This window comes from Stenotrophomonas maltophilia (assembly GCF_900186865.1).
Lineage (GTDB): Bacteria > Pseudomonadota > Gammaproteobacteria > Xanthomonadales > Xanthomonadaceae > Stenotrophomonas > Stenotrophomonas maltophilia.
Map to the genome: position 1 here is coordinate 3224234 of NZ_LT906480.1, position 12869 is coordinate 3237102.

8 protein-coding genes are annotated in these 12869 nt (G+C 66.9%); 5 read left to right on the forward strand and 3 right to left on the reverse strand.

What is annotated here, in order from left to right; all coding sequences use genetic code 11:
- Nucleotides 1–126: 126 nt before the first annotated feature.
- Genes kynU through CKW06_RS15425 form a run of 5 tightly spaced genes read left to right on the forward strand, consistent with a single transcriptional unit; the run spans nt 127 to nt 5529 of the window.
- Nucleotides 127–1401, forward strand: coding sequence for a kynureninase (gene kynU, locus CKW06_RS15405; RefSeq protein ID WP_024957234.1), 1275 nt, complete (start codon nt 127–129; stop codon nt 1399–1401).
- A 31-nt stretch (nt 1402–1432) separates the two neighbouring features.
- A complete protein-coding gene (locus CKW06_RS15410) occupies nt 1433–2800 on the forward strand; it encodes an FAD-dependent oxidoreductase (protein WP_012480765.1) in 1368 nt (455 codons plus the stop codon).
- Complete coding sequence (gene sbcB / locus CKW06_RS15415; protein WP_024957235.1) at nt 2800–4239, forward strand: exodeoxyribonuclease I; 1440 nt, start codon at nt 2800–2802, stop codon at nt 4237–4239. Before CKW06_RS15410 ends, sbcB begins: the two co-directional genes overlap by 1 nt.
- Nucleotides 4236–4922 carry a DUF2461 domain-containing protein gene (locus tag CKW06_RS15420; RefSeq protein WP_005410240.1) on the forward strand — a complete coding sequence of 229 codons (687 nt, stop codon included), beginning with the start codon at nt 4236–4238 and terminating at the stop codon, nt 4920–4922. Before sbcB ends, CKW06_RS15420 begins: the two co-directional genes overlap by 4 nt.
- Nucleotides 4923–4977: 55 nt before the next feature.
- Entirely contained in the window at nt 4978–5529 is a 552-nt protein-coding gene (locus CKW06_RS15425) for a DUF2939 domain-containing protein (RefSeq protein ID WP_024957236.1), read from the forward strand.
- A 180-nt stretch (nt 5530–5709) separates the two neighbouring features.
- Here the strand turns inward: CKW06_RS15425 and CKW06_RS15430 are convergent, their stop codons facing one another.
- The 3 genes from CKW06_RS15430 to CKW06_RS15440 form a co-directional block, all read right to left on the reverse strand.
- On the reverse strand, nt 5710–6654 hold the full coding sequence (locus tag CKW06_RS15430) for a 5'-nucleotidase (RefSeq protein ID WP_024957237.1): 945 nt from the start codon (nt 6652–6654) through the stop codon (nt 5710–5712).
- 47 nt (nt 6655–6701) lie between these two features.
- On the reverse strand, nt 6702–7475 hold the full coding sequence (locus tag CKW06_RS15435) for an NAD kinase (RefSeq protein ID WP_005410243.1): 774 nt from the start codon (nt 7473–7475) through the stop codon (nt 6702–6704).
- A 190-nt stretch (nt 7476–7665) separates the two neighbouring features.
- Nucleotides 7666–12642, reverse strand: a complete 4977-nt coding sequence (locus tag CKW06_RS15440) for an NAD-glutamate dehydrogenase (protein ID WP_024957238.1) — start codon at nt 12640–12642, stop codon at nt 7666–7668.
- Nucleotides 12643–12869: the final 227 nt, after the last annotated feature.

Genomic DNA, 12869 nt, shown 5'->3' on the forward strand with positions numbered 1-12869 from the left:
TGGATCCACGCGCGCCAGCCAAGGTGGGCCACTACCAGAAAACGCGGCGCTCGAAGCGTGGCCGCGTCTACCGGGCCATGCCCCAGGCGCTACACTGGCGGTCCCGTTGCAGCCTGTTGCCCGACCATGTCCGACCTGCTCAGCCGCACCCACGCCATTGCCCTGGACGCCGCCGATCCGCTGCGCCCGCTGCGTAACGAATTCCTGATTCCGCGCCATGGCGGTGGCGAGCAGACCTACTTCGTCGGCAACTCGCTGGGCCTGCAGCCGCGTGGCGCCCAGGCCGCGGTGCAGGAAGTGATGAAGCAATGGGGCGAGCTGGCGGTGGAAGGCCACTTCACCGGTCCGACGCAGTGGCTGTCCTACCACCGTCTGGTGAGCGCGCAGCTGGCCCGCGTGGTTGGTGCACTGCCCAGCGAAGTGGTGGCGATGAACACGCTGAGCGTGAACCTGCACCTGATGATGGTCAGCTTCTACCGACCGACCGCGCAGCGCCCGGTGATCCTGATGGAAGCCGGTGCGTTCCCGACCGACCGACACGCGGTCGAAGCGCAGATCCGTTTCCACGGGTTCGACCCGGCCGAGTGCCTGGTGGAAGTGCAACCGGACGACGCCAACGGAACGATCTCGCTTACCGCGATCGAGCGCGCCATCGCCGAACACGGTCCGCGCCTTGCACTGGTGCTGTGGCCCGGCGTGCAGTACCGCACCGGCCAGGCCTTCGACCTCGATGCAATCACCCGTGCTGCCCGCCTGCAGGGCGCGCGCATCGGCTTCGACCTGGCGCACTCGGTCGGCAACCTGCCGCTGCGCCTGCATGACGTCGCACCCGATTTCGCCGTGTGGTGCCACTACAAATACCTCAACAGCGGCCCGGGTGCGGTGGCCGGCGCGTTCGTGCACGAGCGCCATCACCGCGACACCACGCTGCCGCGCTTTGCCGGCTGGTGGGGCCATGAGGAAGCCACCCGCTTCCAGATGGCACCGCAGTTCACCCCCGCCATCGGTGCCGAAGGCTGGCAGCTCAGCAATCCGCCGATCCTCGGCCTGGCGCCGCTGCGCGCGTCGCTGGACCTGTTCGAGCGCGCCGGCATGGAGGCACTGCGCAACAAGTCGCTGGCGTTGACCGGCATGCTCGAAGCGCTTGTACGTGCACGCCTTTCCGGCGTGCTCGACATCATCACCCCGGCCGAGCCACAGCGCCGTGGCTGCCAGCTGTCATTGCGCGTGATCGGTGGGCGCGAGCGCGGCCGTGCGCTGTTCGAGCACCTGCGCGGCATCGGCGTGCTCGGCGACTGGCGCGAGCCGGACGTGATCCGCATCTCGCCCACCCCGCTCTACAACCGCTACCTGGACGTGCACCACTTCGTCGAGGAAGTGGAAGCCTGGGCCGGCCTCTGAGCCGGTCCCTCCCCTACTGCTGGACAGTTCGTTGATCGCACATGCTTCCCGCTCGTTGAGCATTATCGGTGCCGGCCTCGCCGGGTCGCTGCTGGCCATCCTGCTGTCACGCCAGGGCTGGCGCATCACCCTGTACGAACGCCGTGGCGATCCACGCGTGGCCGACTACGAGAGCGGCCGCTCGATCAACCTGGCGCTGGCCGAGCGTGGGCGCAATGCGCTGCGCCAGGCCGGTGTGGAAGACGAGGTCATGGCGCGCGCGGTGATGATGCGCGGACGCATGGTGCATCCGCGCGAAGGCGAACCGCAGCTGCAGCGCTATGGCCGCGACGACAGCGAAGTGATCTGGTCGATCCATCGCAGCGACCTCAACACCACGCTGCTGGAACTGGCCGAACAGGCTGGCGCGACCGTACACTTCCACCGCCGCCTGCACACCGTCGATTTCGACGCCGGCTACGCACGCTTCATCGACGACCGCGACGACAGCCCGCATGACATCCGCTTCGACACCCTGATCGGTGCCGATGGTGCAGGCTCGGCCCTGCGCGCGGCGATGAACCGGCGGGCGCCGCTGGGCGAGGACATCGCGTTCCTCGATCACTCCTACAAGGAGCTGGAAATTCCGCCGGCCGACGATGGCAGCTTCCGCATCGAGCGCAACGCGCTGCATATCTGGCCGCGCGGCCATTACATGTGCATCGCCCTGCCCAATCACGAAGGCACCTTCACCGTCACTTTGTTCCTGCCCAACCAGGGCGATCCCAGCTTCGCCACGATCAATACCGGCGCGCAGGCCGAGGCGCTGTTCGCGCGCGAGTTCGCCGACACCCTGCCGCTGATCCCGAACCTGCGCGCAGACTGGGAACAGCACCCGCCGGGCCTGCTTGGCACGCTGACGCTCGATCGCTGGCACCAGCAGGGCCGTGCCGTGCTGATCGGCGACGCCGCGCATGCGATGGTGCCGTTCCACGGCCAGGGCATGAACTGCGCGTTCGAGGACTGCGTTGCGCTGGCCCGCCACCTGATGGAGGCCGATGATCTGGAAGGTGCGTTCGCCGCGTTCGAAGCCGAGCGCAAGCCGAATGCACGTGCCATCCAGCAGATGGCGCTGGAGAACTACCTGGAAATGCGCGACCGCGTTGCCGACCCTGCATTCCTGCTGCAGCGCGAACTGGAACAGGAACTGCAGCGGCGCTGGCCGACCCGCTTCGTGCCGCACTACACGATGGTCACCTTCCTGCACACGCCGTACGCCGAGGCACTGCGCCGCACCGAACTGCAACGCGACATGCTGGTGGCCGCCACCACCGGCCACGATTCACTGGACAACATCGACTGGGCCGCGCTGGAAGCGCAGATCCACGCGCAGCTGCCGGTCCTGGAGGGCGCGCACTGATGGCTGACAGCTTCCTGTTCTACGATCTGGAAACCTTCGGCCAGGACCCGCGGCGCACGCGCATCTCGCAGTTCGCCGCCATCCGCACCGACGCCGATCTCAACGAAATCGACACCCCGGTCAGCTTCTTCGTGCGCCCGGCCGATGACCTGCTGCCCTCGCCGATGGCCACCCTGGTTACCGGCATCACCCCGCAGCAGGCACTGGCCGAAGGCATCAGCGAGGCCGAGGCCTTCGACCGCATCAACGAGCAGCTGTCGCGCCCCGGCACCTGCGCGCTGGGCTACAACACGCTGCGCTTCGACGATGAGTTCGTCCGCTACGGGCTGTTCCGCAACTTCCACGACCCGTACGAACGCGAGTGGCGCAACGGTAATTCGCGCTGGGACCTGCTGGACATGCTGCGGCTGATGCGCGCGATGCGCCCGGACGGCATCCGGTGGCCGCTGCGCGAGGATGGCGCCACCTCGTTCAAGCTCGAACATCTGGCCGAAGCCAACCACGTGCGCGAAGGCGATGCACACGAAGCACTGTCCGACGTGCGCGCCACCATCGGCATGGCGCGGCTGTTCAAGCAGTCGCAACCACGCCTGTGGGACTACGCCCTGAAGCTGCGCGACAAGCGCTTCGTCGGCGGCCTGCTGGACGTGGCCGCGATGAAGCCGGTGCTGCACATTTCCATGCGCTACCCGGCCAGCCGCCTGTGCGCGGCACCGGTGCTGCCGTTGGCCGTGCACCCGACCATCAACAACCGGGTGATCGTGTTCGACCTGGAAGGCGAGATCGACGACCTGCTGGAACTGCCGGCCGAGGTGATCGCACAGCGCCTGTACATGCGCGCCAGCGAGCTGCCCGAAGGCGTGGCACGGGTACCTCTGAAGGAAGTGCATCTGAACAAGGTGCCGGCGCTGATCGCCTGGAACCACCTGCGCGCCGATGACCACGCGCGCCTCGGCCTGGATGTGGCTGCGATCGAAGCCAAGGTGGAACGCCTGCGCGCGTTCGCCCCGCAGCTGGCCGAAAAAGCCCGGCAGGTCTACAACCAGCCCCGCGCCGCCACCGTGGCCGACGTCGATGCCTCGCTGTACGACGGCTTCCTCGGCAACGGTGACAAGCCGCTGCTTGCGCTTGCACGCACCACTGCGCCCGAGCAGCTGGCCGCGCTGGAAGGTCGCTTCCGCGACCCGCGCCTGCCGGAGCTGCTGTTCCGCTACCGCGCGCGCAATCATCCCGACAGCCTCGCGCCGCCTGAACGCCAGCGCTGGCAGGATTACCGCCGCCAGCGCCTGCTCGGAGACGGCGGCCTGGGCGAACTCAACCTGCCCCAGTACCAGCAGCAGCTGGATGCACTGGCCGCTGAAGCGCCCGATGACACCCGGCGCCAGGCCCTGCTGCAATCGCTGCGCGACTGGGGCCAGCACATGCAGGAGACGCTGTGAGCACTTATTTCTCGGACGCCAGCTTCAAGTTCCTGCGCAGCCTTGCGCGGCACAACGACAAGGCCTGGTTCAACGATCACCGCCAGCAGTACGAAGACCACGTGCGGCAACCGTTCCTGCGCCTGCTGGGCGACCTGCAGCCGGCGCTGGCCGAGGTCAGCGAGCACTTCCGCGCCGATACCCGTGGCGTCGGTGGCTCGCTGTTCCGCATCCATCGTGACGCGCGTTTTTCCAACGACAAGTCGCCGTACAAGACCTGGCAGGGTGCACGCCTGTTCCATGAGCGCCGCCGCGAAGTGGCCGCGCCCTCGTTCTACGTGCACCTGCAGCCGGGCGAGAGCTTCGTCGGCGCTGGCCTGTGGCATCCGGAACCGGAAACCCAGCGCCGCGTACGCCACTTCATCCTCGACAATCCGGGCAGCTGGAAGGCCGCCGCGCATGCACCGGCCCTGCGCAAACGCTTCGATTTCGAGGAGAGCGAAAAGCTGGTGCGGCCCCCGCGTGGCTTCCCGGCCGACTTCGAGTTCATCGACGACCTCAAGCACCGCAACTGGGTGATGTGGCGCTCGCTGGACGATGCCACCATGACCGGCCCACGCCTGCTGTCCACGCTGGGCAAGGACCTGGCTGGGCTCGGCCCGTTCGTTGACTACCTGTGCGCGGCGCTGGACCTGGAGTTCTGAGCCGCATCACCTGCCGTTCACCACTGGCTGCCTCACTTGCGGCAGTCTGGACAGCATGAAGAAGCTCACTGCACTGGCTGTGCTGCTGGTCCTGGCCTTGGCTGCGTGGTGGTTCGGCGGCCCGTACATGGCCGTGCACGGCCTGTCCAGGGCCATCGAAGAACGCGACACGGCGCGACTGGAACGCTATGTCGATTTCCCTCGCGTGCGCAGCAGCCTGCGCGCCCAGCTCAACGACTATCTGGTACGCCAGGCCGGCCCGGATGTAGCGGCCAGCCCGTTCGGCGCCCTGCTGTACGGCCTCGGCGACCAGATCGGCGGTGCAGCGGTGGAGACCATGGTGACCCCGACCGGCATCGGCGCAATGCTGCAGGGCCACGTGCTGTGGAAGCGCGGCCGCAATGAACTGCAGGGCAGTGATGCCTTCGGCGCGACCGAGCCGGCACGGCCATTGAAGAACGCCGAGCATCACTTCGAAGCGCTGGACCGCTTCGTGATCGACGTCGATCGCGGCCCCGACCAGCCGCCGATGAAAGTGGTGCTGGAACCGCAGGGCATGCGCTGGAAGGTGGTGGATCTGCGGTTGGGGATGTCGGCCACCCCGTGACGGGTCATGCCCTTCGACGGTGCTGCTTTCGGTAGGTGCCCACCTTGGTGGGCATGGACCCAGGACGGCGCCAACCAAGGTTGGCGACTACCGCGGTACAGCGCTCTGGTAGATGCCCAGCTTGGTGGGCGCCGATGCATGGCTGTGCCAACCAACGGTTGGCACCCACCCGGCATGGTTTCACCCCTCGTTGGCGACACCGTGCGGTACGTGGCCGGCGGCCACATGCTCTCGCGCACTGTCGATGTTGTGCTGCGAATCATCGAAGAAGATGTCGGCACCGAACGCCTGCAGGAACGGCCCCTTGTGGCGGCCGCCGAGGAACAGCGCTTCGTCCAGGCGCACTCCCCACTCGCGCAGGGTGCGGATTACCCGCTCATGCGCCGGTGCCGAGCGTGCGGTCACCAGCGCAGTGCGGATCGGTGCGCTTTCGTCGGCCGGGAATACTTCCTGCAGCGTATGCAGGGCCGACAGGAAACCGCGGAACGGGCCGCCGCTGAGGGGTTCGCGGGCCCGTTCACGCTCATGCCGGCCAAATGCCTCCACGCCCTGCTCGCGTGAGATGCGCTCACTCTCGTCACCGAAGATCACCGCGTCACCGTCGAAGGCGATGCGCAACTGGCCGGCCGGGCGCCCGGTATCGATCTGGTCGGCCGCCGCTGCCGCGGTCTCGCCGGGCGGCTTGGGCAGGATGGTCGCCGCGGCGATGCCGTGGCGCAGCGCGCTGCGCACCGATTCCGGGTTGGCCGACAGGAACAGGTCGGTGCCGAACGGCTTCACGTACGGCCAGGTCGGCTCGCCGGCGGTGAACGTTGCGCGGATGATGCCCAGGCCGTAGTGCTGGATGGAATTGAAGATGCGCAGGCCGGTATCGGCCGAGTTGCGCGACAGCAGGATCACCTCGACGCGAGGATTCTCCGGGCTGGCGCCCTGGTTCAAAGCCAGCAGCTTGCGTACCACCGGAAACGCCACGCCGGGGCCGAGGATATCGTCCTCGTGCTGGCGCTGGAATTCGGCATAGGCCGCCACGCCATCGCTCTCGAACAGCGCGTGGCTTTCCTCGAGGTCGAACAGCGCGCGCGAGGTCACCGCGACGGTCAGCAAACGGGGGGAGTTGTCGCCCATCGGTGGGGGTCCTTCAAGCGGTCGGCACGGCCGGCTGCCCATTGTCCTCAAAAAACGAACTGTTCGCTCAGGATCCGGTCTTCCAGGTTGTGCTCCGGGTCGAACAGCAGGGTCACGCGGCGGTCCTTCGACTCACGGATGGTCACCTCGACCACGTCGCGGGTCTCGTGCGAATCGGCAGTCACGCTGACCGGGCGCTTGTACGGATCGAGCACGCGGAAGCGCACTTCGGTATCGGCCTTCAGGATCGCGCCGCGCCAGCGCCGCGGCCGGTACGGGGCCAACGGCGTCAGCGCGATGGTGTGCGAGCCCAGCGGCAGCACCGGACCATGCGCGGAATAGTTGTAGGCGGTGCTGCCGGCCGGGGTGGCCACCAGCACGCCGTCGCCGATCAGTTCGGCCACGCGCTCCTGGCCGTTCAGATCGATACCGATATGCGCGGCCTGCCGGGTCTGGCGCAGCAGCGAAACATCGTTGTAGGCCAGCGAACCGGTACTGGTGCCGGACTCGGTCAGCGCCACCATTTCCAGCGGGCGCAGGTTGGCCGGTTCTGCGCGTGCGATGCGGGCCTGCACGTCGTCGTCTCCACGGTACTGGTTCATCAGGAAGCCGACCGTGCCCAGCTTCATGCCGAACACCGGCTTGCCCAGGTGCCCATGCCGATGCAGGGTCTGCAGCATGAAGCCGTCGCCCCCCAGCGGGCACAGCACGTCGGCCTGCTCCGGCGCGTGATCGCCATAACGCGAGATCATCGCCGCGCGGGCCATCTGCGCGGGCTCGGCGGTGCTGGCCAGGAAAGCGATGCGGGGGGTGTCGCTCATCGGTGGATCCGGGTGGGTGTGCCTGCAAGAGCATACCCGGTAGTGCCGGCCGCTGGCCGGCAGCTGCACCCGGTTGCGGTTCATGCGGCTGCCGGCCAGCGGCCGGCACTACCGTGCAATGCAGAACGGCCCCGCTTTCGCGGGGCCGTTCCGGTTCACGCATGCCAGGCATGGCCTGGCACTACTTCACTTACGCGCCGTGTGCCGCCAGCTGGCCCAGGCGCTGCACCGCGACCGAAACGGTCGGGTAGTCCAGGGTCTTCTGCTCGGCCAGTTCGGCCAGCATCGCCAGGGTGAAGCGCAGGCTGTTGTCGTCACGGCCCATCCAGGCTGCGACCTTGGCCTCCGCGCTGCTGCCCTTGGTGCCCAGCACCTGGCCGGCCAGGTTGCGGTGGTTGGCGGCCAGCTCGTCACGCAGCACGCCACGTGCCACGGCGTGCCAACGACCGTTGACCTCCAGCGCATCGACCTGCTCGAACAGCCACGGCAGCTGCAGGGCATCGCCCAGGCGGAAGTGGACCTTGGACACGTCCACCGGCTTCAGCTTGCGGGTGCGGGCCAGTTCGATGATGTCGAACGCCGGCTCCAGGAAGTGCAGTTCGGCCAGCTGCTGCGCCAGCGCGGACGGCAGGCCCTTTTCCTTCCACTCGGCCACCAGGGCTTCGTAGGTCGGACGCTGCGAATCCGGCAGCACACCCGAGGCAACGCGGATGTCGTTGAACGGACCCTGGTAGCGGTTGACCGCTTCGGTGATGCCCGGCATCGCGCCCGGGCGCGACAGCAGCCAACGCACGAACGAACGCTGCAGCTTCCAGATCACTTCCAGTGCGTCGATCTGCACCGACTCCGGCACCTTGCCGTCGAGTGCATCGATCTGCGCCCACAGCGCGCGCGCATCCAGTGTTTCGCGGCTGATGGTGTAGGCCTTGGCGACCTCGGCGATGGAACGGCCGGTGTCTTCCTGCATGCGCATCAGGAAGGTGGCGCCCATGCGGTTGATGGTCTGGTTGGTCACGGCCGTGGCGATGATTTCGCGCTTCAGGCGGTGACGCTCCATCGCGTCGGCGTACTTCTTCTGCAGCGGGGTCGGGAAGTAACGCTGCAGTTCCTTGGACAGGTACGGATCTTCCGGGATGTCCGATTCCAGCAGCTGGGCAAACGCCACCAGCTTCGAGTAGGACAGCAGCACCGACAGTTCCGGGCGGGTCAGGCCCTGGCCGCGTGCCTTGCGCTGGGACAGCTCGGCGTCGGACGGCAGGAACTCGATCTGGCGATCCAGCAGGCCCTGCTGTTCCAGGGTACGGATGAAGTGCTGCTTGGAACCCAGGCGCTTGACCGCCATCCGCTCCATCAGGCTCAGCGCCTGGTTCTGGCGGTAGTTGTCATTGAGCACCAGCTCGGCGACTTCATCGGTCATCGAGGCCAGCAGCTTGTTGCGCTGCTCGACGGTCAGCTTCTTGGCCCGCACCACATCGTTGAGCAGGATCTTGATGTTGACTTCGTGGTCGGAGGTGTCCACACCGGCCGAGTTGTCGATGAAGTCGGTGTTGAGCAGCACGCCGGCCTGGGCGGCTTCGATGCGGCCCAGCTGGGTCATGCCCAGGTTGCCGCCCTCGCCCACCACCTTGCAGCGCAGCTCGCCACCGTTCACGCGCAGGGCATTGTTGGCGCGGTCGCCGACATCGCTGTGCTGCTCGCTGGCAGCCTTCACGTAGGTACCGATGCCGCCGTTCCACAGCAGGTCGACCGGTGCCTTCAGGATCGCGCTCATCAGATCGTTCGGCGACAGCGCCTTGACGTTGTCATCCAGGCCCAGCGCTTCACGCACCTGCGGGGTGATCTCGATCGACTTCAGGCTGCGCGGGTACACGCCGCCGCCCTTGCTGATCAGCTTGGCGTCGTAGTCCGCCCAGCTCGAACGCGGCACGGTGAACAGGCGCTCACGTTCGACGAACGTGGTGGCCGCATCCGGGTTCGGGTCCAGGAAGATGTGGCGGTGGTCGAAGGCAGCGACCAGGCGGATGTGGCGCGACAGCAGCATGCCGTTGCCGAACACGTCGCCGGACATGTCGCCGACGCCGACCGCAGTGAAGTCCTGGGTCTGGCTGTCACGGCCCAGCGCACGGAAGTGGCGCTTGACCGATTCCCACGCACCGCGTGCGGTGATGCCCATGCCCTTGTGGTCATAGCCAACCGAACCACCGGAGGCGAACGCATCGCCCATCCAGAAGCCGTGCGCGATGGCCAGGCCGTTGGCGATGTCGGAGAAGGTCGCGGTGCCCTTGTCGGCGGCCACCACCAGGTACGGATCGTCCATGTCGTGGCGCACGACATCCACCGGCGGCACGATCTTGTTGTTGACGATGTTGTCGGTGATGTCCAGCAGGCCCTGGATGAACAGCTTGTAGCAGGCCACGCCGTTGGCGAAGATCGCGTCGCGGTCGCCGTTCACCGGCGGGGTCTTGGCGAAGAAGCCGCCCTTCGCGCCGACCGGCACGATCACGGTGTTCTTGACCATCTGTGCCTTGACCAGGCCCAGCACTTCGGTACGGAAGTCTTCGCGACGGTCCGACCAGCGCAGGCCACCACGGGCGACCGCGCCGAAGCGCAGGTGGGTACCTTCCACGCGCGGGCCGTAGACGAAGATCTCGCGGTACGGGCGCGGCTTCGGCAGGTCCGGCACCAGCGCCGAATCAAACTTGAAGCTGATGACATGGCCGTGCTGACCGTTGGCATCGGTCTGGTAGTAGCTGGTGCGCAGGGTCGCGTCGATCACGCCCATGAACGAGCGCAGGATGCGGTCCTCGTCCAGGCTGGACACACGGTCCATCAGCTTCAGCAGCGCATCGCGCGCGGCCTGCATCTGCGCGTCGCGGTCACCCTTGCGGGCGTCGACCACGGTCTTGAGCACCTTAAGGGTGGCGTCGTCGCCAGCAGCCAGCACATCGAAGTGGGCCTTCAGCTGGGCCTGGCCGGCGGCGATGTCATCCTTGCTCTCGTGGCCGGTAGCCGGATCGAAGCGCGCTTCGAACAGCTCGACCAGCAGTCGGGCCAGCAGCGGGTAGCGCGCGAAGGTGCCTTCCACGTAGGCCTGCGAGAACGGCACGCCGGTCTGCAGCAGGTACTTGCAGTAGCCACGCAGCATGGCGACCTGGCGCCAGTGCAGGCCGGCAGCCAGCACCAGGCGGTTGAAGCCATCGTTCTCGGCATCGCCGTGCCAGACGCGGGCGAAGGTCTCGCCGAAGGCTTCATCGACGCTGGCGGCATCGATCGCGCCGGCGGTCGATTCGACCTCGAAGTCCTGCACGTACACCGGGGCGTTGTCGACCGACAGGCGGTACGGACGCTCGGCGATCACGCGCAGGCCCATGTTTTCCATCATCGGCAGCGCGTCCGACAGCGGGATGTCGTCCAGCTGGCGATACAGCTTCAGGCGCAGGCCATCACCGCTTTCGCGCGGCACGGCCTGCAGGCTCAGGCGCAGGTCGTCCGGGCCGGTCAGGGCATCAAGCTGGCTGACATCGTTGGCTGCGACCGCGGTGCTGTTGTCTTCGATGTAGCCGGCCGGCAGCGCCTTGCCGATACGCGCGGCGATGCGCAGGCCTTCGGTCTCGCCGTGGCGGGCCACCAGCGCTTCGCGCAGGTCGTCCTGCCAGTTGCGCAGCACCTGGGCCAGCTTCTGCTCCAGTTCGGCGGTATCAACGTCGAGCATTTCACCCGGCTTCGGGCGCACGATCAGGTGCACCTGGGCCAGCGGCGATTCGCCCAGCACCACCGAGCTATCCACGTACTCACCGTGCAGCGCGTCCTTCAGCATCGCCTCGATGCGCAGGCGCACGTCGGTGTTGAAGCGCTCGCGCGGCAGGTAGACCAGCGCGGAAATGAAACGGCTGTACTTGTCGCGGCGCAGGAACAGGCGGCTGCGCACGCGTTCCTGCAGGCCCAGCACGCCCATCGCGGTGCGGAACAGTTCGTCCTCGCTGGACTGGAACAGTTCTTCGCGCGGCAGCGTTTCCAGGATGTGGCGCAGGGCCTTGCCACTGTGGCTGGCCGGGGCCAGGCCCGACTGCTTCATCACGTGCTCATGGCGCTGGCGCACCAGCGGGATCTCCCACGGGCGACGGTTGTAGGCACCGGAGGTGAACAGGCCAAGGAAGCGCTGCTCGCCGATGATCTTGCCCTTGGCGTCGAATTCCAGCACGCCGATGTAGTCCATGTAGCCGGCGCGGTGCACGCGCGAACGGGCATTGGTCTTGGTCAGGATCAGCGCGTCCTTCAGGCCGGACGTGGCGTTCAGGCCCTGCGCGGCCAGGGTCTTGACCGGGCGGGCCGCGGACTTGTCCTTGCCGCGCATCAGGCCCAGGCCGGTGTCGTTCAGCGGCGCCAGTACGTCTTCCTTGCCCTGCTTCTCGACGCGGTACTCGCGGTAGCCGAAGAAGGTGAAGTGGTTGTCGGCGGCCCAGCGCAGGAACTCCTGTGCTTCCTTGCGCGATGCATCGTCGACCGGCAGCTGGCGCTTGCCCAGGTCGTCGGCCAGTGCCAGTGCCTTGTCCTTCATCGGCTGCCAGTCGCGCACGATCGCGCGTACTTCGTCCAGCGCCTTGTTGATGGCCTGTTCGATGGCGGCCATGGCTTCGGCCGGCTGGCGGTCGATCTCCAGCAGCATCACCGACTCGGCATCACCCTCGCCGACCTTGACCAGCTTGCCGGCCTTGTCGCGGGTGAAGCGCAGCACCGGGTGGCCCAGCACGTGGACGCCCACGCCCTGCTCGGCCAGCGACATGGTGACCGTATCGACGAGGAACGGCATGTCATCGTTGACGATCTGCAGCACGGTGTGCGGCGATTCCCAACCGTTGGCCTTCGCGGTCGGATTGAACACGCGGACGTTGGCCTTGCCGGCCTTGCGGGCACGCGCGAATTCCAGCGTCTCAGCCGCGAGAGCGGCCCACTCTTCAGCGCTGTGGTGCGGGAACTCGTCCGATTCCATGCGCTTGTAGAAGTCAGTGGCAAAGGCCACTGCTTCGGCCTGTGCGGCCGCGGGGTAGCGCTTGCGCAAGGCCGTGTACACCGGCTCCAGGGAGAAACCAGCGGTCACTGCGACCTCCGACTCTGCTGGTTTCGTCTTGTTCTTCACGGTCTTGGCTGCGGTTTTTTGCGGTTTCATGGCAGAGCGATGCGCTTGCTCAGTTGGGAAAATGAAATTGTAGCCCTACCGCGCGAAAAGGCCTTGCTGCAGGACGGAATAAGCAGATTCGGGTTTGCTGCGGTTCAAACGCCTATTCAGTTCGCACCGGTATGGTGCTGGCGCCTGTTTCAGCACTGCCGACAGGATCGGCAAAACGTGTTACCGGAAGACACACGCGGCGACGCCGATGCGATTCCACAATCCTG

What these genes read in the sequence shown, in the direction of transcription:
- kynU (WP_024957234.1), top strand. Translation starts at nt 127, where the DNA reads ATGTCCGACCTGCTCAGCCGCACCCACGCCATTGCCCTGGACGCCGCC.
- sbcB (WP_024957235.1), top strand. Translation starts at nt 2,800, where the DNA reads ATGGCTGACAGCTTCCTGTTCTACGATCTGGAAACCTTCGGCCAGGAC.
- CKW06_RS15425 (WP_024957236.1), top strand. Translation starts at nt 4,978, where the DNA reads ATGAAGAAGCTCACTGCACTGGCTGTGCTGCTGGTCCTGGCCTTGGCT.
- CKW06_RS15430 (WP_024957237.1), bottom strand. Translation starts at nt 6,654, where the DNA reads ATGGGCGACAACTCCCCCCGTTTGCTGACCGTCGCGGTGACCTCGCGC.
- CKW06_RS15435 (WP_005410243.1), bottom strand. Translation starts at nt 7,475, where the DNA reads ATGAGCGACACCCCCCGCATCGCTTTCCTGGCCAGCACCGCCGAGCCC.
- CKW06_RS15440 (WP_024957238.1), bottom strand. Translation starts at nt 12,642, where the DNA reads ATGAAACCGCAAAAAACCGCAGCCAAGACCGTGAAGAACAAGACGAAA.